Annotated in this window: 18 protein-coding genes; 12 read left to right on the forward strand and 6 right to left on the reverse strand. The window is 61.0% G+C overall.

Annotated elements, in window-relative coordinates; translation table 11 throughout:
* Window positions 1-370: 370 nt before the first annotated feature.
* From S58_RS04565 to S58_RS04575, 3 genes are all read right to left on the reverse strand, one after another.
* The gene (locus S58_RS04565; protein ID WP_015664066.1) at window positions 371-2,104 is read right to left on the reverse strand and encodes an acetolactate synthase catalytic subunit; all 1,734 of its coding nucleotides are present in this window, start codon (window positions 2,102-2,104) and stop codon (window positions 371-373) included.
* Entirely contained in the window at window positions 2,101-3,480 is a 1,380-nt protein-coding gene (locus S58_RS04570; protein ID WP_015664067.1) for an aspartate aminotransferase family protein, read from the reverse strand. The genes S58_RS04565 and S58_RS04570 overlap by 4 nt, the downstream gene beginning before the upstream one ends.
* A gap of 569 nt (window positions 3,481-4,049) precedes the next feature.
* Window positions 4,050-5,096: an ABC transporter substrate-binding protein gene (locus S58_RS04575; protein ID WP_015664068.1), complete on the reverse strand. Its 1,047-nt coding sequence runs from the start codon at window positions 5,094-5,096 to the stop codon at window positions 4,050-4,052.
* Between the two features lie 228 nt (window positions 5,097-5,324).
* Here S58_RS04575 and S58_RS04580 point away from each other — a divergent pair, with 228 nt between their 5' ends.
* The 3 genes from S58_RS04580 to S58_RS04590 all read left to right on the forward strand — a co-directional run bounded on the left by S58_RS04580 (window position 5,325) and on the right by S58_RS04590 (window position 8,189).
* Complete coding sequence (locus S58_RS04580; protein WP_042338737.1) at window positions 5,325-6,464, forward strand: ABC transporter ATP-binding protein; 1,140 nt, start codon at window positions 5,325-5,327, stop codon at window positions 6,462-6,464.
* Between the two features lie 5 nt (window positions 6,465-6,469).
* Window positions 6,470-7,354 (forward strand): ABC transporter permease, encoded by an 885-nt coding sequence (locus S58_RS04585; RefSeq protein WP_015664070.1) that lies wholly within the window; start codon window positions 6,470-6,472, stop codon window positions 7,352-7,354.
* A 70-nt stretch (window positions 7,355-7,424) separates the two neighbouring features.
* The gene (locus S58_RS04590) at window positions 7,425-8,189 is read left to right on the forward strand and encodes an ABC transporter permease (RefSeq protein WP_244440786.1); all 765 of its coding nucleotides are present in this window, start codon (window positions 7,425-7,427) and stop codon (window positions 8,187-8,189) included.
* A 46-nt stretch (window positions 8,190-8,235) separates the two neighbouring features.
* Here the strand turns inward: S58_RS04590 and S58_RS04595 are convergent, their stop codons facing one another.
* Window positions 8,236-8,937, reverse strand: a complete 702-nt coding sequence (locus S58_RS04595; RefSeq protein ID WP_015664072.1) for a GntR family transcriptional regulator — start codon at window positions 8,935-8,937, stop codon at window positions 8,236-8,238.
* Window positions 8,938-9,103: 166 nt separating this feature from the next.
* On the opposite strand from S58_RS04595, the gene S58_RS04600 reads away from it, so the two are divergent.
* The 6 genes from S58_RS04600 (at window position 9,104) to S58_RS04625 (ending at window position 18,366) form a co-directional block, all read left to right on the forward strand.
* Entirely contained in the window at window positions 9,104-11,167 is a 2,064-nt protein-coding gene (locus S58_RS04600; protein WP_015664073.1) for a hydantoinase/oxoprolinase family protein, read from the forward strand.
* A 9-nt stretch (window positions 11,168-11,176) separates the two neighbouring features.
* On the forward strand, window positions 11,177-13,009 hold the full coding sequence (locus tag S58_RS04605; protein ID WP_015664074.1) for a hydantoinase B/oxoprolinase family protein: 1,833 nt from the start codon (window positions 11,177-11,179) through the stop codon (window positions 13,007-13,009).
* Window positions 12,979-14,544, forward strand: a complete 1,566-nt coding sequence (locus tag S58_RS04610; RefSeq protein WP_244440707.1) for an ABC transporter substrate-binding protein — start codon at window positions 12,979-12,981, stop codon at window positions 14,542-14,544. The genes S58_RS04605 and S58_RS04610 overlap by 31 nt, the downstream gene beginning before the upstream one ends.
* Window positions 14,545-14,676: 132 nt before the next feature.
* Entirely contained in the window at window positions 14,677-15,693 is a 1,017-nt protein-coding gene (locus tag S58_RS04615) for an ABC transporter permease (protein ID WP_015664076.1), read from the forward strand.
* Complete coding sequence (locus tag S58_RS04620; protein ID WP_015664077.1) at window positions 15,693-16,544, forward strand: ABC transporter permease; 852 nt, start codon at window positions 15,693-15,695, stop codon at window positions 16,542-16,544. Before S58_RS04615 ends, S58_RS04620 begins: the two co-directional genes overlap by 1 nt.
* A 19-nt stretch (window positions 16,545-16,563) precedes the next feature.
* The gene (locus tag S58_RS04625; protein WP_015664078.1) at window positions 16,564-18,366 is read left to right on the forward strand and encodes a dipeptide ABC transporter ATP-binding protein; all 1,803 of its coding nucleotides are present in this window, start codon (window positions 16,564-16,566) and stop codon (window positions 18,364-18,366) included.
* 18 nt (window positions 18,367-18,384) lie between these two features.
* Here S58_RS04625 and S58_RS04630 read toward each other — a convergent pair whose 3' ends face one another.
* Complete coding sequence (locus S58_RS04630; RefSeq protein WP_042338742.1) at window positions 18,385-18,804, reverse strand: hypothetical protein; 420 nt, start codon at window positions 18,802-18,804, stop codon at window positions 18,385-18,387.
* Between the two features lie 925 nt (window positions 18,805-19,729).
* Between S58_RS04630 and S58_RS38915 the strand changes: the two genes are divergently transcribed.
* Together S58_RS38915 and S58_RS04635 are read left to right on the forward strand one after the other, a co-directional pair.
* On the forward strand, window positions 19,730-19,924 hold the full coding sequence (locus tag S58_RS38915) for a transcriptional regulator domain-containing protein (protein ID WP_015664080.1): 195 nt from the start codon (window positions 19,730-19,732) through the stop codon (window positions 19,922-19,924).
* Window positions 19,925-19,928: 4 nt separating this feature from the next.
* Window positions 19,929-20,504: a DUF2285 domain-containing protein gene (locus S58_RS04635; RefSeq protein WP_015664081.1), complete on the forward strand. Its 576-nt coding sequence runs from the start codon at window positions 19,929-19,931 to the stop codon at window positions 20,502-20,504.
* A gap of 117 nt (window positions 20,505-20,621) precedes the next feature.
* On the opposite strand, the gene S58_RS37245 is transcribed toward S58_RS04635, so the two are convergent.
* The gene (locus S58_RS37245) at window positions 20,622-21,098 is read right to left on the reverse strand and encodes a helix-turn-helix domain-containing protein (protein WP_160167582.1); all 477 of its coding nucleotides are present in this window, start codon (window positions 21,096-21,098) and stop codon (window positions 20,622-20,624) included.
* A 166-nt stretch (window positions 21,099-21,264) separates the two neighbouring features.
* Here S58_RS37245 and S58_RS04645 point away from each other — a divergent pair, with 166 nt between their 5' ends.
* Window positions 21,265-22,044: a hypothetical protein gene (locus S58_RS04645; RefSeq protein ID WP_015664083.1), complete on the forward strand. Its 780-nt coding sequence runs from the start codon at window positions 21,265-21,267 to the stop codon at window positions 22,042-22,044.
* Window positions 22,045-22,050: the final 6 nt, after the last annotated feature.

The raw sequence follows: 22,050 nt of genomic DNA on the forward strand, positions 1-22,050 counted from the left end.
GTGGCCGCACCCGGTTTCGCGGGCTGTCTGTGGCGGAGTGCTGGAAGAAAGGCTGTTCGCGAGCCCAAATGACGCGCCGTCAATCGAGCGGTTTGAGGTCGCCTCATAGGCCGCGAGAGGCAAGAGACGGCGGCGAAAAATGCGTTCTGCCAACGTACCACTGCGTAGACTGTATTGTCCCATCCGATGAGCACGGCGAAAACCGGCGATCGGGCTCAAGCGGGTCCGTTCTGAAGTGTTCAACCGTGCTGCGACCATGAGATCTCACCGGGCCGTTTGCAAAGGGCCTCGTCAACTCACCGGCCGCGGCATTCCTGACCGGTGCAACACTCGATTTCACCGAGGGTGAATTTGCCGCTTGACGTGACGATCACGTCGCGGGCTCGACCAGCTCCGGCCGGTCGAGAGTGCCATCGTAGAGGGACAGTGGCGGGTGCGCATCAGCTGCGCAGATCACGTCGATCAACCAGGGTCGCCGCGCTGTGAGTGCGGTGCCGAGCGCAGCTGCGAGCTCGCCGGGGGCGGTGACCTGAATTGCGGCGCACCCGCAGGCCTGCGCGATCTCAGCATGCGAGACTGGGCCAAGGCGGCAAGCGGTGGTGAACCGGCCGAACTTCGCGGTCTCGGCATCCTTTTGATAGCCAAGGACGCTGTTGTTCAGGACGATGACGACCACTGCGATGTCGCTACGAACCATTGTCTCGAGTTCGGCCCAGCTATGCGCAAATCCGCCGTCGCCTACCACTGCGACGACAGGATGGTGAGGCTTGGCAAGTTTGGCGCCGATCGCCAGAGGCAGCCCCCAGCCCAGTCCGGCAAGACCACGCGGCGTGATGAAGCGCATCCCCGCCCGTAAGCCACGCAATTGGCCGAGGATCCACATGGAGGCATAGCTTGCGTCTGCGACGACGACGGTCTCGGACGTCAGATGGCTCTGGAGCTCCTTCATGATCCGCTCGGGACGGATGGGCGACATGTTCGCTTCCCTGACCGAGCAACGGTCGATTTCGAACTGATGCCATGCTGCCGCGATGCGGCTCTCGAGTTCGCCCCGTTGTCGCCGCCGCATGCGGAGATCGCGGACTTGTACCGCCGAGCACAGCAGGTCTAGCGTTGTTTCGGCATCGCCTACCAGACGAAGCGCCTGGTAGTTGCGCCCGATCTCCTGCGGATCGATGTCGATATGAATGAGCATGGCGCTCGGGGGGATCAGTCGCCAGCTGTCGGTTCCGTTCTGGTTAGTGCGGGAGCCCACCAGGAGCACGGTGTCGGCCTCGCCGAGCAGCCGGCGCGTATGCCGTCCCAGCGAGCCTGGCCCGTTCAAGGCACCCAGAACTCCGCACGACAACGGGTGGTGCTCGTCGACGCTACCTTTGCCCATGTTGGTCGTGAAGATAGGCAGATGAGCGAGGTCCTGCAGCCGGGCCAAGGCTCCGGCTGCACCTTTGGATGTGGCGCCGCCACCTGCGATGACCGCAGGCGCACGCGCTGAGGCGATCAGGTCGGCTGCTGCTTCAATGAGGTCTCTCGACGGGCAGGTGCGGTCGATCGGCCAATGGCCGTAGCTGGCACTCCGCTGCAGTCGCGGTGTGATGGCGCGTTCGCGCAGGAGATCGGCGGGAAGGAGCAGAACGGCCGGTCCCGGACGTCCGCTTCCTGCGGCAACAAAGGCTGCATCGACATAATCGTCGACGCGATCTGCGGTAAGCATGCGACGCACCGATTTGGCGCAGGCGGAGAACAACGCCATATGGTCGAGCTCCTGAAAGGCGTTGCGATCGATCTGCGGACGTTCCACCTCCTGAACCAGGGCCACCAGCGGAATACTGGCCTTGTAAGCTTCGGCCAGCGGTGGCACGAGTAGCGTCGCCGCGGGGCCATTTTGCGCCGCCACGACGGCGATGCGGCCGGACACACGGGCATGTCCATCCGCCATGGCGCCTCCCATGTTTTCCTGGCGGTAGGTGACCTGCCTGATGCCGATCGCTTCCGCGGCAAGAATGACGGCGGATGGCAGGCTTTGCGCAAAGATGAGCTCCGTGCCGTGCCGTTTCAGTGCCAGCGCAATTCGTTCGGCGACCGTTATGTTCTCATCCTGCTTCACGGTTGACCCCATTCCATGCGCTGTGCGCGATCCGACAGAAAATGCTCGAAGACCTGCACGATGAGATCGATTTCAGTCTCTCCCATCGGCGTCGAAAGACAAGCGGCCGCGCCATTCGGAAGAACGATGCCTTCTGCTGTGAAGAAGCGGGTGAGTTCTGTCATGACAGCGGCTTCGCTCTTCGACCAGAAGGCCTCGCGGAAGTCCCGCGGCGGGAGCCGCTTTGGATGAATGCGAAACAGTGATGCCGCACCGGTGACGGAGAAGGCGACCTGACGGCGTTCGATCGCATGCATGAGCCGGCTCCTGAGCAGATCTCCGATCTGCTCCAGCCGGGCGAAGGCCGCTTCGTCCAAGTGCTGCATGGCCACCAGCCCCGCCGTCATGGACATTGGATTGGCCGAAAACGTGCCCCCTTGCGGGACCGCAGGCCTGGTCTGACCGGCGTCGAATGCGGCCATCACGGATGCTCGGCCGCCGATCGCGCCGATAGGCAGCCCTCCGCCGATGATCTTTCCGAGTGTGTAGAGGTCGGGCTCCAGGCCGAACCGTGCAGCCGCTCCGGCATACCCCTGGCGAAAATTCAACACCTCGTCGCTGATGATGAGAATGCCGTGACGGCGAGCCGCCGCCTGGATCGCGCTGACGAACTCCGGATCCGGAGCGATCAATCCGGCTCTGCTCGGCATGGGATCGATCACGATGGCGGCAAGAAGATCCGCAGACCGCCCGATCAGCTCGGTCGCCCGTTGCGGGTCGTTGAAGCGCAACGGCACCACGTCAAACAAGACCGAGTCGGGCATGCCCCTATAGAAGGTCACCGCGTTGGGGTCGTCGCGCGATCCCCAGTTCGCGGGGGTGCTAGACTGGCTGACTTCCACCCAGTCATATGCGCCGTGATAGGCGCCCTCGATCTTGGCGATGCCCGGCCGTCCGGTCCACGCGCGCGCCGCCTTGATGGCGAACATCACCGCTTCCGTGCCGGTGTTGCAGAAGCGGATTCGCTCGATGGCAGGGACCCTCTCACAGATCAGAGCCGCCAGGTCGATCTCCTTCTCGGTGGGATTCGCAAAGCAGGTGCCATCACGCAGTTGTTGTTCCAGCGCGCTTACAACAGGCGCGAAAGCATGCCCATGGATCAGCGTGGTGAAGTTGGCGTTCAGATCTAGAAACCGGCGGCCGTCGGCATCGAAAACATACGCACCGGCGCCGTGGCTGACATAACGGGGGGTTGGATCTCGCTCGATCGTGACCCGGGTTGTGCCGTCGGGGAACACATCTCTCGCACGGCGGAACGCCTCGCTGGAGCGCGGCCCCACCCGGGCCCCACTGGTTTTCTCGATCGCTGAGCAAGGCAGAGCTGATTGACCCGTCATTCTGGAATCTCATTTAACCGTCCGATTAGCGAGAGCATTAAGCCAGTTTGATATTTGATGCAACAAATATCAGGGTTGATACTCATGACACCTCTCGAAGGGCATCGAACCGTAGGCCAGGCAATCGTTGGAGCATCCGATCATCGCGGCGCGGCCAGCAAGATTGAGTCGAGAGGATCGTTCCAAACAGCCGGCCACGAAGGACGCAGAAAAGCGAGATCGTCGTTTCAGAACTTCAGGGTTTGCGGAATCCTGGGCCTGGTTGAACCGGGCGCGCTTATTGGCTTCCGAACCGCGTTGCACCGATGCAGGGCTTGCCGTTCTGCTGATAGTTCTCAGCATATGTATATTTGCGATGGCAGATGCGCGCGTCGGAACCGCGCGCCTTCTTAAGACCAGCAGCAGCCGTGGTCGTCGTCGGCTGACGACGAGCGGCGCGCTGTAAATCGGCGTGTCAGCTGGCTCGTGTCGAAGTCTGCGCGTCCGGCTGAATCTGGAAAGCTGATCCTACCATGAATATTGCGACGCTGGCCGGTGTGGTCTCCACAGTCAGTGCGGTGTGCCCATTCTCACTTCAGCATCCAGGCATTCCAGGCCTCGAGTATTCTGGCTTGATTGTCGTTGATCCAAGCAGGATCGTGTTTGATGATCTTCTTGAACGCTTCGGATGAGGTTGGAATCTTTGCCCGTCCTTCGTCGCTCATCAGCTTGATTGCGTCTTGGCTGACCGGGGTCACGCCGAACTTCTCCGCGAATTTAGCCTGCACCGCCGGCGTCTCCAGATAGAACTTCAACAGCGCTTGTGCGCCCTCCCCATTTGGCGAGTTCTTGAGGATCTGCATCGTGTCCGCAAGCATGAAGGCTTGGTCATATGACTGCTGTACCGGCTGGCCTTCTGCTTTCAATGCGCTGACGCGGGTGCCCCAGATCATTCCCATGACATAGTCACCGCCACGAAATCCCTGCTGGCTTTGATCGCCGGTCTTCCACCAGAGCGACACCTGCGGCTTGATCTGGTCAAGTTTCTTGAAGGCCCGGTCGAGATCAAGCGGAAACAGCTGGTCCGTGGCAACGCCGTCGGCGAGGAGCGCGGCAGCCAGCACGCGCCAGGGATCGCCGAAGTTCGGCAGCGCTCGTGGTCCAGGAAAGTCTTTGACGTTCCAGAAGTCAGCCCAGGTCTGCGGGGGGAGGCCTTTGAACTTGTCGGCGTTGAAGGCCAGCAGCGTCGCGTTATAGGTGATCTTCACGCCGCTGGCGTTGCAGGTGTCGTTCGCCAGGTCCCTGCGTTCAGCGAACTGCTTGCAGAACTCCGTCAGATCCTCGGTGAAAGCGCGGTTCTGGGCGGACGCGGCCAGAATATCCACATTGTTGATCATATCCCACGCGACATCCTTCGCTTCGAACATCGCCTGAGCTTTGCTGCGCATTTGCGCGTCCGTTGCGACAACGGTCTTGACCTTGATGCCAGTCTGTTTGGTGAACGGCTCGAACCAGATTTCGGAGATGGCTTGGTTGAAGACGCCACCGGTGGTCGCGACCACCACCTCCTTCTGTTCCGCGAAGGCTGCACCTGCGGTGAGGCCGCAGAACGTTGCGACGAGGAGAAGCCGCTTCATTGCCGAGTATCCAGTTTTTGCGCCTGTCTCGTTCAAGTGTTGCCGTGACATATAAACTTTCCTTCTGACCGGCTGACTGCCTCGCCGACAGGTGGTCGATGGGAGGGCGTCACAAAAGTAGTTGAAAGTTTTTGTTGCATCAAGTATCAAATCGGGAAGCGGCGTAAAGTTTGAGGGTGCATACCGGTCGTGAGAAAAGCCATCGCACTGCAACCGGCGGATCATACGATGAGAGTTGCGCCTGGCCGGCGCGGGCCACCCAGCTTCGGTCAGGAAGTCGAAATCCGTGGAGTGTCGAAATTCTACGGCGATATGCGAGCAGTGGACGCTGTGTCGCTCAAAGTCGCTCCCGGCGAGTTTCTATCACTCTTGGGTCCTTCCGGGTCCGGCAAGACGAGCTTGCTGATGATGATCGCGGGGTTCGAGACGGCGGACCAAGGCACGATCAGCGTTGGAACGCGCGATCTGACCTATGTCGCGCCCAACGAGCGCGGGATCGGCATGGTGTTTCAGAAATATGCTCTCTTCCCTCACATGACGGTGGCCCAAAACATTGCCTTTCCGTTGAAGATGCGAAAGTTTCCAGCCGACGACATCAGGCGAAAGGTTCAGGAGACGCTGGCATTGGTGCGGCTCGAGGATTACGGCGAGCGCATGCCAAGCCAATTGTCCGGCGGCCAGCAGCAGCGGATCGCCGTTGCGAGGGCCATCGTCTTCGAGCCGCCAGTCCTGTTGATGGATGAGCCGCTCGGCGCGCTTGATAAGAAGCTGCGCGAGCAATTGCAGATCGAGATCAAGCAGTTGCAGCAGCGTCTCGGCATCACGGTGATCTACGTGACGCACGATCAGGAAGAGGCGCTGACGATGTCGGATCGAGTCGCGGTGATGTGCCATGGTCGACTCGAACAAATCGGCACGCCGGTAGAACTCTATGAGCGCCCCGGCAGCGCCCTCGTTGCCGATTTCATCGGCAAGATGAACTTCATCGACGGCGAGTGGGTCGGATTGGGCGGTGCCGCCGGCATCGTTCGGGTCAAAAATTGCGGTTCGCTTGCGGCGCACGGCAATCCCCGCGGTTCCGATGCGGTGCTGGCTGCGCGCCAGCCAGTTCGCATGGCGATCCGTCCCGAACAATGGAGGATCTCAAAGCAGGGGCAGGGGGGCGAGTACGTACTCGACGGCGTAATTCAGAACGCCATCTTCGTCGGATCCTATCGTGTATTCCTCGTGCGTCTAGCGGACGAAGGCGTCGTCCAGGTCCAATTGCCCGCGGGCCAGGCGTCGCAGCATCTGGCTGAAGGCGAAAGTGTCGAGCTTAGTTGTGAGCCCGAGGCAATTCATCTGTTCCCTGCGCGGATCGCTGGATGAGCGCAATGATCAAGCCAAAAGGGCATATGCGACTTTTCGCGACGACATCGGTCCGACAATATTCTCCAAGTTTCTCTCTGGCGTTGATCGCGCCGCTGATCTTGCTGTTAGTCTTCAGCTTCGTCTATCCGGTTGGTCGCCTGCTATGGACGAGCGTGGCGACACCTAACGGTGTCACAGCCGAGCACTATCTGCGAATCTGGTATCAACCGCTCTATCTCACTATTCTAGGGCGAACGATCCAGCTTGCCTTCGTTGTAACGGTCACGGCATTCCTATTGGCGTTTCCCGTTGCCTACGCGATGACGCTCGTCAAAAAGCGCTGGGTCGCAGTGATGACGATTTGCGTCCTGATCCCGCTATGGACTTCTGTGCTGGTGCGGTCCTACTCGTGGATCGTGTTGCTGCAGCGAAACGGCATCGTCAACAATCTTCTGCGTGAGATCGGCGTCGTCACTGATCCTCTTCGCATGATCTACACCGAAGGCTCGGTGATGGTTGCGATGACGCATGGCCTGCTGCCATTCATGATCTTGCCGATTTATTCTGCGCTCGACACCATTCCGCCGGAACTGGCCAAGGCGGCACGAAATCTCGGCGCAGGTCCCGTTCAGGCCTTCTTACGGATTACGCTGCCCCTTAGCCTTCCCGGCATCTATGCCGGATCGCTCATGACTTTCATCTTGGCGCTAGGGTTCTACATTACCCCGGCGCTGGTTGGTGGGCCGCAGACATTGATGATGGCGACGCTGATCGGCCAGCAAACAACGGATCTTTTGAATTGGCCGTTTGCCGCCGCTCTGTCGGGAGTCCTTCTCGCGGCGACATTGCTGCTGGTCGCCGTCTTCCGGAAAGCTCTCGCGCTCAACAAAGGGGGCCAGTTTGGCTAGTCTTCCCTTGGCAGCCTTGCTCTCCCGTCGACGCTCGAGATCGTTCTCCGTTGAATCGACACTCGGGCCGCTGCTGTTTGCCGGCGTGGTCGGACTGGTCCTGTTCTTCCTCGTACTGCCAACTCTCATCGTTGTTCCAATGTCGGTCGGCACGGCGTCTTACATCGAATTTCCTCCGCGTGGTCTGACGCTCAAATGGTATGCCGATTATTTCGCGGACCCTGATTGGAGGGCCGCGACTTGGTTCAGCCTGAAGATTGCTTTCGCCACCACCATCACGTCGACGGTTATTGGCACTCTGGCCTCGATTGCCCTTGTGCGCGGCAAGTTGCCAGGCAAAGCACTCATTCAAGCTCTGACCCTGAGCCCTATGGTTGTGCCGCACATCGTCATTGCCGTAGCGATCTATCTTGTGTTCGCGCCAATTGGCCTGACAGGAAACTTCACAGGCTTTCTGATCGCGCATACCATGTTATCAGTGCCCTACATCATCATCACCGTGAGCGCGGTACTTCAGCGCTTTGACGTGACGCTCGAGCTTGCCGCATTGAACTGCGGGGCCAGCCGCTCCCAGGCTTTCTGGCACATCGTATTGCCCAATATCATGCCCGGTGTCGCGGCTGGTGCCGTGTTCGCTTTTCTCGCTTCGTTCGACGAAGCAACGGTTGCCTTCTTCATTTCCGGCATTCATGGGACAACGATCACGCGCAAGATGTTCGAGGATATCGACTTCAACCTCACACCCATTATCGCGGCAGTATCGACCGTCCTTGTGGTTTTCACCTTGCTGCTGATGGGGGGAGTGCAACTGCTGCAATCCAGTAGGAGGAGCTGACCGGAGCAGGGGTTGTGAACTTCAGAATACAGCGATCCCCCTTTTTCTAGTCTGCCCGCGTGACAAGCCGTCGGTACCCGTCCCTGATATCCTTCTCGATTGCGGCCTGAACCCGCGCCTGATCGGCCGATTCCAGCCCCGCAATGGCCTCCATGTGATTGCTGACGCCGACTCGAGAGGTAGCAAACTCGGGATAGAGGTCATTGAGCGAGGGGCCAATGCGTACCCACAGCGACTCGATCATGGCGGTGAGCCGGGGCATCTGCGCGGTATCATAGATCGCGAAATGGAACGCCTTGTTTGCCTTTAGGACCGCTGAATAGTTGCGGTTATCCAGCTCCGCGTTGATCTGCATCTGCAGCGCCTTGAGTTGTTCCACCAGTTGCCTTGGCGCCTTTTCTGCCGCGATCCGGGCAGCCAATCCCTCCAGAACCAGCCGGATCGAAGTGACTTCGTCGAGAGCTGCCTTGGTGAGGGGTGGAACGATGACTGTCTTGGGACCAGCATTCACCAGCGCACCTTCGCCGATGAGGCGCATGATGGCATCGCGCGCCGGCGTCGTGCTGACCTCAAGCGCCTGGGCGACCGCGCGCACTGTCAGCTTCTGTCCGGCCGAAAATTCACCCCGCACGATCGCCTCTTTCAACGAGGTGTAAGCAAGCTCGCCAAGGCTCGTCTGGCGATCGATCGGGGCCAGCGGCATCTCGGCCAGCGATTTGAGGGCGGGTTCGGTGGGCTCTGACAACATGGGCGCACTCTGAGTTCCGAAGCGACAGATTTCAAGCATCTGCAGCCGTTTGGTGCATCATTTTTGAAGTGAACGGGAATTCTCCCCAGTTTCACGCCTGCGACGCCAGGTAGCAGGATATTGACAAACGATATTTGATGTCTGATACATCAAAAGGAGGTGGAAAATGGACCAGGATCTGCAGGGCACGTTCCGCATCGGAGTCGATATCGGCGGAACTTTTACCGACGTGAGCATCGTCGAACAAGCCGGTCATGTGCATGCAATCAAGTCGCCGACCATGCCGTCTGATCCGGCCAAAAGTGTAGTTGCAGCGCTCGAGCGTGCGGCCTCCGAGCTTGGCATGACGCTTCAGCTGTTATTGTCCCGGACCAACCTATTCGTTCACGGTTCGACAATCGCGACCAATACCTTGCTCGAGAGAACGGGAGCGATCGTCGGTCTCCTCGGCACCGAGGGGTTTCGCGACACGATCGAGATCAGGAGGGGCTGGCGAGACAATCCCTGGGACCATCGTTCTCCCTGGCCAGATCCCATTGTGCCGCGGCACCGGAGATTGTCCGTGGTCGGGCGGATGGACGCGGAAGGGGGGACGGTCATTCCTCTGGATCCGGCGTCCGTCCGCCGCGCGCTCGACCGCATGCTCTCGTTCGGTGTCGAGTCTGTCGCCGTCTGCCTGCTCCACAGCTATCGCAATTCCGACCATGAGCAGCGTTGCCGTGACATCATTGCCGAGCATGCCCCCGAGCTGTGGGTGACGCTGTCCAGCGAGCTGGCGCCGGTTGTCGGTGAGTACGAGCGGGCATCAACGTCTGTCATCAATGCCTATGTGGCGCCGCGCGTCGTGCCTTATCTCAACGGCCTCGAACGTGATCTCCGAGCGATGGGCCTGCGCGCACTGTTGGTCGTTCAAAGTAATGGCGGCGTTGTCTCGGTGGCTCAGATTGCCAGGCATCCGGTGGCCATGCTGCTGTCAGGTCCCGCTGCAGCCGCCGGCGCCCTCACGCAATTTCAGACCGAGGCCGGCACCGATCATCTGATCTCGCTCGAAGTCGGGGGGACGAGCTGCGACGTGATGATGGTCAATGCAGGCGAGATTGGCATGACCGATCTTCTCGATATCGAACGTTTGCGCGTCGCGGTGCCGTCGGTCGAAATTACGACCGTGAGTGCCGGCGGTGGCTCGATCGCCAGCGTGGACGAAGGAGGGCTGCTCTGCGTCGGCCCGCGCGGAGCGGGATCCAATCCGGGGCCGGCCTGCTACGAGCGTGGCGGCATGCATCCGACCCTGACCGATGCTCAGTTGCTGCTCGGCAGGTTACGGCCTGGACCGCAGGGCGGCGGCGCGATCATTCTCAATCGGTGGCTTGCGGAGGAGGCGATCCGGACGCAGATTGCCGAGCCGCTCGGTCTTCAGCCCTTTGAGGCGGCCGTTGGCATCATTCGGCTGGCCGAGCAGACGATGCTGCATGCCGTCGAGAACGTCAGCATCGAGAAGGGTCTGGATCCGCGCCGCTTTACTCTTGTTGCTGGAGGCGGAGCAGGCGCGCTGCATGCGAGCAGCATTGCGCGTCTGGCGCGCTGCCACAACGTCTTTGTGCCTCGTCTGGCGGGAATATTGTGTGCGTTCGGAATGTGCAACACCGACCTGCGCTGCGATCTGCAGCGGAGTATTCCGATCGCCCTTGAGCAGCAATATCGTGGCATCATCGACCGGCTGACGGCGACTCTGATCGGGCAGGCAATAGCTCTCCTGGAGGCGGAAGGCTTCCCACCGGAGCGCCGGCGATTCCTTACGCAGTGGTACCTGCGTTATTTCGGTCAGCAGTCAACGATCCCAATCACCCTTCAGGACAACGAGCCGATTGCCGCGATCATCGAGCGGTTTGAAACCGAACACCTGCGCATGTTCGGTCATACTCAGCCGGATGGTCGCCATCAGGTCGTCTCCGTCAAGGTCAGCGGCTTCGGCCTTCTGTCGCGGCCGCAGAACTCAGGATTAAAGTTCGCTGGAAGGCGTGTGGCGGGTCCTGATGAGCGACGCAAAATCTGGGTCGATGCCGAGCATGAATGGCAAGAGGTCCCGGTCTTAAAAGGGAGTGCGCTAGCGCCCCACAGGCTGGTCGATGGCCCTGCCATTGTCGAGGAAAGCACCACCACAATTCTCGTAGGCGCGCGTGATCGGCTCCGTGTGACCTCCGGCGGTAACTACATCATCGAGCTCCAATAGGGGAACACCATGGATCCCGTCTTGCTCGCCCTGACGCAGAAACAGCTCGATCATATCACCCGGCAGATGGGATGGGTGATGATGAAGACCGCGCGCAGTCCCATCTTCTCGCAGTCTCACGACTTTTCCTGCTTCATAGGGGACGCGGATGGGGCCGTGGTGGCGCAGGCTGACGGCATCCCCATTCATACCGGGAGCGGCGGCTTCGCGCTACGCGCTCTGAAGCAGGCCTTTGGCGGAGATATCGCCGACGGCGATGTCTTCCTGTCCAATGATCCTTATTTGGCGGGCAACAATCATCTGGCGGACTGGACGATGATGCGGCCCGTCTTCGTCGAAGGTATGTTGTTTGGTTTTTCGTGCAATCGCGCACATCAGTCTGACATCGGGGGAGGTGTCGCGGGTACCTACAACGCGGCCGCGCGAGAGATCTTCCATGAAGGCGTTCGCATCCCGCCATTGCGGATCGCCCAAAAGGAAGTCGTCCGCGAGGATATTCTGCGGCTGCTGCTCGCCAACACGCGCTGTCCCGACCTGCTCGTCGGCGATCTGCACGCCATGCTTGGATCGACTCGGATCGGTGCCGAAAGGCTCGCGTCGCTGGCCCGCGATCTCGGCAGCAAACAAGCGCAAAGGCTGTTTCCAAACCTGCTCGACTATGCAGAGCGTCGGATGCAGTTTGAGATCGAGCAGTTGCGGCCTGGTCGATACAGCGGCGTCGACGTCAGCGATCATGATTGCTTTGCGGCGGCCAACATCCGGATCGAGGTCTCCCTGACTGTCGAGCGCGAACGGCTGGTGTTCGACTTTTCCGGTTGTTCGCCGCAGATTGCGGGCTTCAAGAACAGTCCCTTGGCCAACACCTCATCGGCCGTCTATCTCGCGGTAGCGACCTTTCTGGACCAGTCACTGCCCCGGAACGAGGGCGCCTACCGGGCGATCCAGATCATCGCTCCTGAAGGCACCATCGTGAACGCAAGGTCGCCGGCGCCCGTCGGGTTTACGACCACGCATCCGGCGCACGAGATCATTACCGCCTGCTGGCAGGCCTTGTCGGGCGCCGCGCCCGATCGCAGCTGCGCAGGGTGGGGCAAGTCGCTACACCCCGTATCGGCCGGTTCGACGCGACAGGGCAATATCTTCGTTCTCTATCATTGGCTGGGCTATCCCGCCGCCGGTGCGGTCGCAGAACGCGATGGCTTCAACGTGCTCGGCACGGTCAACACCCTCGGTGGGCTCGTGTTGCCGAATGTCGAGGACCTCGAGCTGGCCTACCCGGTCGAGATCCGCCGCCAGGAGTTCCGAACCGATGGAGGAGGTCCTGGCCGGATGCGTGGCGGGACCGGAATTCACTACGAGGCCCGGCAGCTGGTGCCCACCGAGACCACGTTTCGTGACGAGGCGAGCAGGCGGCCCTCCGGGTCCGGGGTGATGGGCGGACAGGCCGGAGCCGTTGCTTCGATCCGCTGCTGCGCCGCAGACGGCACCCTCGTTCAAACACCGGCCTACGGCACGTTGCGCTGTGGGCCCATGGACATTTCGATCGAGTCGGCGGGCGGTGGCGGATGGGGCGATCCGGGCGAGCGGAATCCGGAAGCGGTGCGCCGCGATGTCATCGACGAGCTCGTCAGCATGGATGCCGCCCGGACCATCTATCAGGTCGTGCTGTCATCGGACATGTCGAATGTCGACTATGAGGCGACGCATCGCGAGCGGAGCAAGAGACGTTTCACCACGACCACCCTTGAGGAGATCGCCCAATGGGAGCTTTCACGGCAAGAGCCTACGCCTGCAAACGACGAGCGATCCTCGTGGCGGCCGTCGCCGTTCAGGTCGCATTAGGTTTTTCACCGGTCTGGGGCCAGAGCCGTAACGAAACCGCGCGAGTGGTCTGGCCGTTCGAGACCTCTTCGCTGGATCCTGCGGGCGCCGGCGTGCAGCGATCGACCTGGGGCGTGTCCTGGCACGTCTACGATCGGCTGGTCACGTTCGCGCTGGATCAACCGCGTGACAATGTCCAGCAATACAGGCTGGATGAACCGCGCGGCGACATCGCTGAACGCTGGGACATCTCCGAGGACGGCAAGGTCTACAGATTTCATCTTCGCAGCTCCGCAGTCTTCCATGACGGATCGCAAGTGACCGCCGAGGACGTCAAATGGTCGCTGCGACGTGCGATCAGCCTGCCGACCACGCGTTTCGTCCTCAATCTGGGAGGTCTTGCCAGCGAAGACCAGATCAAGGCGATCGACGCAAAGACCGTGGAGATTGCGCTCGCCAAGCCAAATCGCTATCTGCTGCTTTCGCTCAGCACTCCGTTCGCACCCATTATCAATGCGAACCAGGTCAAGGCTCATGTCACCCCCAACGATCCCTGGGGCACCGAGTGGCTGAAGGCCAACGAGGCGGGGAGCGGCGCCTATCAGGTTATGACCTTCCGGCCCGATCAGGTCGTCCTGCAGCGTAACGACAAATGGTATGGCACGCCGCAACCGGCCATGCGGTGGGCCGTGTTCCAAACCGTGCCCGAAGATACGACACGCGTGGCGCTGGTCGAGCGGCGTGCGGCCGATGTCGCCGTCGGTCTGACGCCGAATGCCATCGAAGGCGTCGAACGGCGCGCACAGGCCAGGCTGTTACTGATTCCCATGCCGAACCAGTTCGAGTTTCTGGTCATGAACACGCAGACCAAGCCATTCGACGATGTACGAGTCCGTCAGGCGATCGCCCACGCCATCCCGCAAGAGGATATCTTCCGGAGTGTGTTCCTCGATCGGGGCAAACGACTGTTCGGCCCGCCTGAGCAGGCGCAAGGTGCCAGCTTTCCACAACCACAGTCGTTCGCCTATGATCCGGAGTTGGCGCGCAAGCTGTTGGCGGAGGCAGGATACCCGAACGGCTTTGATACCACCTTGTCGCTATGCACCTGCAAGGCCGAATACTTCGAAAATCTCGCGGTGGCACTCAAGGATCATCTCGCCCGGGCTGGCATCCGTGTGACGATCGAGAAGCTGCCGGGGGCGCGTTTCGGCGAGCTGCAGACAGCAAAGCAAATGCCGGTCTATCTGGAAAACCAGGTGGCGTGGCTCAATCTTCCCGACTACTGGATCCGGATCTTCTATCGCGGAAATACACGTTCGAATTTCTCTGGCTACAACAATCCCGCGCTTGATGGGCTGCTGGCAAAGGCGGACGACGCCGGCAGCGACGCCGATTATGATGCGGCGATGCGTGAGATGATCGCGATCGTGAACCGCGATGTTCCGCTCCTGATGTTTCGTCAGGCGGCTCTGGAGGTCGTCATAGGCAAGGACATTGGCAATTACGCGTACTGGTTTCATACGCTTCCAGATGTGCGGTCGATGATCAGGAACTGACACCCGCCAAGCGGCTCCTCGTCACCCTCGACGAGGACCGGATGCTTCGCCATCCTACGCCGTCTGCGGGTCCCGCGGTCGCCTTTGATTGTTCTCGCCGAAGAGCGTTGTTGAAGAGCTTGGAGTCCCGCGATGCTGACCTTCTTCGTGCGCCGCCTGCTTGCGGCGGTGCCCGCGATCTGCACCCTGGTCGTGGCGACGTTCCTCATCATGCGCGTTCTCCCCGGCGATCCGGCGGCTTTCTTCGCCTCGGGTCCCGTACCGACCGCGGATGAGATGGCCTATGTCCGACAAAAGCTCGGCCTCGATCGGTCCGTCCCCGAGCAGCTCCTGATCTATGTGAAGGATATCGGCCGAGCTGATCTCGGCATGTCATTCACAACCGGGCGTCCGGTCCTGACGGAACTGCGCGAGCGCCTGCCAGCCTCACTTGAGCTGGCGGTCGTGGCGCTGCTGCTGGCGCTTGCCATATCCATTCCTCTAGGCGTCATGGCAGCGATATGGCGCGGCTCGCCGGTGGATCACGTAGCGCGCGTCATCAGCAGTATCGGCGTGTCGATGCCGACCTTCGTCACGGGCCTGCTCCTGACCTACGTGTTCTTTCTCTGGCTTGGCATCGCGCCGGAACCCGTCGATCGAATCGACATGTTTATCGCCGCGCCGCCGCGTCTGACAGGCTTTCTCCTGATCGACAGCAGCGTCAGCGGGCGCTGGGATGCGCTGCAGTCAGCTGCTGGCAGGCTTGTGCTGCCGAGCATCACAATGGCGATCTTCGTGCTGTCGCCGCTGACGCGCATGACGCGATCCGCCATGCTGGGGGTGCTGAGTTCCGATTTCGTGCGTACGGCGCGCGCGATGGGGCTCAGCGACGTCACCGTCTACATCCGCTACGCGCTGCGCAACGCGCTGCTGCCAGTGTTGACGACGATGGGGATCGTTTTCTCGACGATGCTTGGTTCTAATGTTCTGGTCGAACGGGTCTTCGGCTGGCCCGGCATCGGCAGCTTCGCGCTCAATGCGCTGCTCGCATCCGACTATGCGCCCGTGCAGGGGTTCGTTCTGTTGATGGGATTGCTTCTCGTTACCGTCAATCTGGCAATCGATCTCGCCTATGGCCTTGCTGATCCGCGCGCACGCAGGGGGGTATGATGCAGTCTTCATCTTCGATCGTCTCACATGCGGCGCGGATCGTCACGCTGAACTGGTTGTCGGTTGCGGCCGTCGCGACCGTCACAATCATGCTGCTCTTGGCTTTGTTCGGACCGATGCTGGCACCGTTCGATCCCTATGCGACCGATCTCGGCCATGTGCTTCTGCCGCCAGGCCCGACGCATTGGTTCGGCACCGACCAGCTTGGGCGGGACGTTTTGAGCAGAGTGATTGTGTCGGCACGCCTTGATCTATTCATCGCGGTCTGCGCGGTGACGGCGTCCTTCACCATAGGCGTCAGCATCGGCGGACTATCTGGCTATCTGGGCGGTGCCTTCGATCTCTGGACCAGCCGCATCGCCGAGATGCTCCAGGTCTTTCCGCTGTTCGTCCTGGCCATGGCGCTGGTTGCCGCTCTTGGCAACGATCTGCGTAACGTGATCCTTGCGACCGCGATCGTGAATCTCCCGTTCTATGTGCGGCTGGCGCGCGTGGAGATTGGCGTGTTGAGCAGCCAGCTGTTTGTCGAGGCAGCGCGCGTCGCCGGCAATGGCGACGGGCGGATCATAGCGCGCGTTCTGCTCCCGAATGTGATGCCCAACCTTATGATTCAGTTGTCCGTAAATCTCGGCTGGGCGATCCTCAATGCCGCAAGCCTGTCCTTCATCGGCCTCGGCATTCGGCCGCCGACGGCGGAATGGGGGATCATGGTCGCTGATGGCGCCGCTCAGGCGATGGCTGGCAATTGGTGGCTTGTCGTCTTTCCAGGCGCAGCGCTCGCCTTGGCAGTGTTCGCCTTCAATCTGCTGGGTGATGCCTTGAGGGACATCCTCGACGTTCGTAGCCGATAGAAGTCCTGGTGAGCAGGTCATGTTGAAGAGATCCGATCCCCCGCTGCTGAGCATTGATGGCTTGGCTGTCGAGTTCGATACCCCGCATGGACGCGTGCGGGCGCTCGATCACGTGTCGTTCGACATCGAAGCGGGCGAGATCGTTGGCATCGTCGGAGAAAGCGGGTCCGGGAAATCTGTCACGGCCTACTCGATCCTGGGGCTGCTTCCGCGCCAGGCTCGGGTTCAGTCGGGTTCGATCTCCTATCTCGGCCGGTCATTGCTCGGCCTGCGGGAGTCGGAGCTGAAGGCCATTCGCGGAAGTGAGATATCGATGGTGTTTCAGAGCCCGCAAACGGCTCTCAATCCGATCCGGCCGGTCGGAGCACAGATCAGCGACGTGCTGAGGGCGCACAGCTCGCTGAGGGGCAGTGACGCTGACAAGAGGGCTATCGAAGCCCTCCATGCGGTTCACATTCAAGCCCCGGAGCGTCGTGTCCACGCCTATCCGTTCGAGATGTCGGGCGGAATGTGTCAGCGCAGCGTGATTGCCATGGCGCTTGCGTGTACGCCACGGCTGCTGCTGGCTGACGAGCCGACCACCGGCTTGGACGTCACCACCCAGAAGGCCATTATGGAACTGCTGGTGGAGTTGAATCGCTCTCGCGGCATGTCCACCATGTTCATCACCCATGATCTCGGTCTGGCGGCGCAATATTGTAACCGCGTCATCATCATGGAGCGGGGACGGGTCGTCGAGCACGGTCCGACCGCGCAGATCTTCAGTCGTCCGCAACACATCTACACGCGGAAGCTGATGAGCGCGACACCGCAGGGTCATGACAAGCTGACGGACCTGATACCTGCCTCCGAGCCGCAGGTCTTCGGGCCGATCCGGCAGCTCTCGGAGGCGGCTCATACGCCAGATATTGCGAAGGAGCCCGTTCTCAGCGTCCAAGGCCTGACGCACGACTACGTGCTGCAGAATTCACCGCGCATCTTCTCGAAGTTCAAGGCGCCTTGGCGCAGCCGCCCCGAGGCCGCGCCATCGTCATTTCGGGCGGTCGATGATCTCAGCTTCGAGGTGTACCAGGGCGAATGTGTCGGACTCGTCGGCGAGTCGGGGTCGGGCAAGACGACGACGTCGCGGCTGATTGCCAAGCTGGTCAAGCCCTCGGCGGGATCGATCAGGCTTCATGGTGAAGAGATCGCCGATGCCGACCCGCGGTCCTTTGCAAGGTCGGCCAAGCGGCGGCTGATTCAGATCGTGTTTCAGGATCCCGCCTCCAGCCTGGATCCGCGGCGGACTGCATTCGAGGCGGTTGCCGATCCGCTGCTTCGCCTCGAACGGCTGAAAAGATCGGATGACCTCGAACGGCGCATCCACAGCATCTGCGATCTTGTCGAGTTTCCGAAGGCGCTGCTCAGCAGGTACCCACATCAACTCTCGGGCGGTCAAAAGGCCCGCGTCGGCATTGGCCGGGCGATTTCGGTCAACCCGGCGTTGGTCGTGCTCGATGAGCCTACCTCGGCCTTGGACGTCTCCGTGCAGGCCGTCGTGCTCAACCAGCTGGACAAGCTGAAGCGAGCGCTCGGCCTGTCCTATTTGTTCGTCAGTCATGATCTCAACATCGTCAGGCTGATGTGCGATCGCGTCATGGTCATGAGGGGCGGGCGCATTGTCGAGCAGGCCACGGTCGCAGACCTGTTCAGCAGACCGCAGCACGCATATACCAAGGCGCTTCTCGACGCGATCCCCCGAATCGAATTCGGCGGCGAGTCAGCACCAATCTCCGGGATTGAGAGAAGCCGCTTGAGTGTGGGCGCGGTCCCTCGAAGCTGAAGCCATGGCCGCCATGCGTCACGCCCGGCTCTCGGCGGACGGTTCGGCCCGGTAGACGAAGTAGATCCCCGGCAAGGATGAGGCCGGTTCCAGTGGGGAGTTGAGGCGACACGGTCTCAGCCAACGGATCGCGCCGGCGGCGGCCGCCGAGATCGGTGCCGTTCTGATGAAAATCGCAATCCTGGCCGCCGAAGCGTCACAGACGTTGAACAGTGCCAACAACACGGTTGCGACCGGATCACCACGATGGATGGTCACTGGCGTGCCCGCAACGAGCTGCCCGGGCAATCCGACGGCAACTCCAATAGGCCCGCAGCAACAGCCCGCGAGCCGGCGTGAGGAGCATTTTTCCTGTCCGAGCAAGGCGGCGAATGTCAGGGTCAGCAGAGGGCTGGTGCAGATCACAAGCGCTCCCGGCGAGGCGGCGGTGTTTTGCATGGCAATTGTCAGACGCCACGGGCAAAGCCTGCGGCCACACTACCAAGAGCGAGAGTGGCCGCACAATCCGGGCCGGCGGACATTGCGGTCGCCCGAGAAGCGGTGCAAGGCACGCAGCCGCAATCGCGCAGCGAAGAAAAGGTAACGGTTAGCGAACCATGCTGCCAAACGATCAGGCCCGTCGTGGCGAGTTGAGCGCCGTTGGCGCGGATCGCGACCGTGGCGACAACTGATACGACTGCGGATGTGGTACGAAGGTTCAGCCTCCAGAGGTCCGTTCGTCCGAGATGATCTTGCATCCGCAATCTCCTGGTTCCGCACCTCAAGCGGCGTGCCGAAGCGCGTGACGTGCGGGGCTGTGACAAGTGCGGGGTGTTGCGAGCTACAATCTGGCGTCAGCCGACCAGCAGACGGACGGGCTCCGCCGCCATAGGACCTCTGCTCAGCCGACTGGCATGTCACTCGGAACAGCGGGGGGCCGATCAGCTTTCGTTGCCATGCGGAGCCGATGGTCATCCTAATATGAAGATCACGATGAGGCTCAGCTATCCGGAAAGGTAGCGGTTTTGGACCCAGTCGCATGTCTGTCACGATCACGGGAAATTCTTCCGCTCGGCTGGAACGCTACGGACGCCACGAGATGCGTTTGTCAAACGTGCGTGAGCACCATTCGAGAGAGTTCGCGCGAGCATTGAGCGGAAGCAACCGTGACATGGTCGCGCGACTGGCAGCAGCGCGGCCGCATCGTAGCTACCGAGAATCGAGCGATTTGAATGAAACCGAACGTCCCTGAAATACTCAAAATCCACTGTGTTGCGCTCGATCGGTGTCAACTGCGTAGATTGATAGCCCCCGTGCCGGATCCCTCGTTGCTAGCCTCCGCAACCGTTGGTGAGCGAGCTGCAATGGCAGGGACGAGTGTGGAATGAGTGAGTTCAACTGGCGGTCGTCCGAGTCTTACAAGAAGCTAGAGACAGCCGATGCGGCCGACTTTGCCTGGGAATGTCTACGTCGCAATCCAGACTATCGGCGAGACTACAGCGATCTGCTTGCGCAAGACAAAGACGGCCCGACCGATCCTGAATTTAGGCGGCGATGGGGGCTTTCTTTTCGCGGCTGACCCAATGCGGCGGTTTGATGCTCAGGCCATATTCTGGGCACCGGAAGTGCTGCCGACTGTGCTTCGGGTTGTTCCGACCTCGCAAGGCTCGCTTGCGCCATTCTCTCATCTCGACCTTCGCGGATCGCCCGACGCCGAGCTGAGACGGGCGTCCGATGGCTGGTACGCGGTGCTGCAGCTGGGCGGCGCCACGCACCGGCTGATGCTCTCCCGGCTTCCGGCGAAGAGGATGGCCGTGGCCGTCGAACTGCCGCTCGACCGAGATTTCGATTTGCAGACCCGCGCGGCCTATCGGCTTTGGACGGCGCTGAGACGAGGTCTGATCACGCTTTCGGCTCACCCCGGGCCTGTTCAGCAGCGCCGGCGCCTCGTTCTGGCGCTGCGCGCCTTGGATGGCCGTGTCGAGGGCCAGAACTATCGGGCGATCGCCACGGTTCTGTTCGGGTCCGAGCGAGTTGAAGATCGGGGATGGAAAACGCACGACCTGCGCAGCCGGACCATCCGGCTGGTTCAAACAGGTCAGACGCTGATCCGAGGCGGCTATCGAAATCTGCTGCGTAGCCAACGGCGATCAGCATGATCGGCCCGCCGGCCCGCCTCGCAGCCGCCGCGGAAGCCGACCATCGGCGCAAGGACCGGCTGAGCACGCCGGGCGCTAAAACTCAGTCATCCGGCTTGGCTGATGTCCTTGAGCGCACTACTCGTCGTCGCGCGAGCTGAGAAGCTCGGCCATCTGCAGTACCTTTCGGCGAAGCCGCTCGTCGGATATACCGAAATAGAGCTCGAGCAGTTGGCGGGATTCGCGTTTGGTCACAAGCTCACTGAACTCCGCCGTCTGCTCATGGGACGCCTTTGGCGCAGCGGCGCGCGGCTTGGCGTCAATCTCGTCAAAGAACCACGTGATCGGAACAGCCAGCTGGTTTGCGATTTCGTAGAGCCTTGATGCGCTGATCCGGGTCTCGCCAGCTTCATACTTCTGAATGAGTTGAGCTGTGAGGCCGAGCCGTCTTGCCAGGTCATCCTGGCTGAGATCGAGCAGGTTCCGTCGCAGGCGCAACCGCATTCCCACATGTTGATCGACATGATTGGGCTTCTTGGATGACCTCCTGAGCCGCTTGCCTGGGTTTCGGGACGCAGCGGGGCGGCCGTCAGGGAGCTGTTTGGAAATAGCCACTCCGATTACCTCATGCCCTGTCGAAGATGTTTGCCCATGAAGCATCAATCTAAGCTTGAAACAATCAACCAGAATTATGTCATTCGCGCTACAACTCCAGAGGATAGATAAAATGCGATCGTCGCCAGCCACGGTTTGATGTCCGCGACGTAGCAAAGGACAAGGAATGTCGATCCAGGATTGCTGTCCTCAATCTGGCCGCGTGCCTTCCAATCTGAGGATCGATCATGGTCCGGTCAGCCTCCTGGGACGCTTCTTCCTCGCCGCTGACACAGCCGCCCAAGGGCGCGGCATAAGCATATATTTCGGGAGCCTACAGGATTTGCTCGACATCAACAGCGCAAATTCCGACAGCTGGCGGCCGTTGGTTCCGATTTTCCAGCCCGATCTCGGTGGCGCGACGGCTGAGAACACCTTCGTCATGGTCGGGAAGGACAAGGACGGAGAGGTCGTCGCGACACAGGCGGGTCGGTACTACGACTGGACAGACACGACGCTGCGCGAGGAAGCCATCTCGCTTCGAATGTTCTACGCAGATCCGGCAGCCGCGTTGGCGCGCGGAGACGGTTGCACGATTGCGACCCCGGTGGGGTCGACGATTTCGGGCAGGGTCGTGTTTTCCGGCGCCGGCTGGTACCGGCGCGATTTCCGCGGCAGAGGGTTGGCGCGAATCCTGCCCCGGATTTCGCGTGCCTATGCTCATGCGCGCTGGAATACGGATTTCACGATCAGCATGATGGCCGACGCGGTGATTGCCGGCGGAATGGCGGACCGCACCGGCTACACCCGGATCGAGCGGTCGAGCGTCGAACTGGTCGTATCTCCGCTCGGATCGATGCGCTGTGGTCTTGTCTGGATGCCGGTGCAGGAGATGCTGGCCGATCTGGAGGTCGCCATGGGCGTGAGCTGGAGCGAGGAATCGGATCCGCGCGCAGCGGCAGTGTAAGCGGAG

Origin of the sequence: Bradyrhizobium oligotrophicum S58, from assembly GCF_000344805.1 — a bacterium.
Taxonomy (GTDB): Bacteria; Pseudomonadota; Alphaproteobacteria; order Rhizobiales; family Xanthobacteraceae; genus Bradyrhizobium; species Bradyrhizobium oligotrophicum.

What these genes read in the sequence shown, in the direction of transcription:
- S58_RS04625 (WP_015664078.1), top strand. Translation starts at nt 16,564, where the DNA reads ATGTTGAAGAGATCCGATCCCCCGCTGCTGAGCATTGATGGCTTGGCT.
- S58_RS04585 (WP_015664070.1), top strand. Translation starts at nt 6,470, where the DNA reads ATGATCAAGCCAAAAGGGCATATGCGACTTTTCGCGACGACATCGGTC.
- S58_RS04570 (WP_015664067.1), bottom strand. Translation starts at nt 3,480, where the DNA reads ATGACGGGTCAATCAGCTCTGCCTTGCTCAGCGATCGAGAAAACCAGT.
- S58_RS04635 (WP_015664081.1), top strand. Translation starts at nt 19,929, where the DNA reads ATGCGGCGGTTTGATGCTCAGGCCATATTCTGGGCACCGGAAGTGCTG.
- S58_RS04615 (WP_015664076.1), top strand. Translation starts at nt 14,677, where the DNA reads ATGCTGACCTTCTTCGTGCGCCGCCTGCTTGCGGCGGTGCCCGCGATC.
- S58_RS04605 (WP_015664074.1), top strand. Translation starts at nt 11,177, where the DNA reads ATGGATCCCGTCTTGCTCGCCCTGACGCAGAAACAGCTCGATCATATC.
- S58_RS04600 (WP_015664073.1), top strand. Translation starts at nt 9,104, where the DNA reads ATGGACCAGGATCTGCAGGGCACGTTCCGCATCGGAGTCGATATCGGC.
- S58_RS04630 (WP_042338742.1), bottom strand. Translation starts at nt 18,804, where the DNA reads ATGCAAAACACCGCCGCCTCGCCGGGAGCGCTTGTGATCTGCACCAGC.
- S58_RS04580 (WP_042338737.1), top strand. Translation starts at nt 5,325, where the DNA reads ATGAGAGTTGCGCCTGGCCGGCGCGGGCCACCCAGCTTCGGTCAGGAA.
- S58_RS38915 (WP_015664080.1), top strand. Translation starts at nt 19,730, where the DNA reads ATGAGTGAGTTCAACTGGCGGTCGTCCGAGTCTTACAAGAAGCTAGAG.
- S58_RS04645 (WP_015664083.1), top strand. Translation starts at nt 21,265, where the DNA reads ATGTCGATCCAGGATTGCTGTCCTCAATCTGGCCGCGTGCCTTCCAAT.
- S58_RS04575 (WP_015664068.1), bottom strand. Translation starts at nt 5,096, where the DNA reads ATGAAGCGGCTTCTCCTCGTCGCAACGTTCTGCGGCCTCACCGCAGGT.
- S58_RS04620 (WP_015664077.1), top strand. Translation starts at nt 15,693, where the DNA reads ATGCAGTCTTCATCTTCGATCGTCTCACATGCGGCGCGGATCGTCACG.
- S58_RS04595 (WP_015664072.1), bottom strand. Translation starts at nt 8,937, where the DNA reads ATGTTGTCAGAGCCCACCGAACCCGCCCTCAAATCGCTGGCCGAGATG.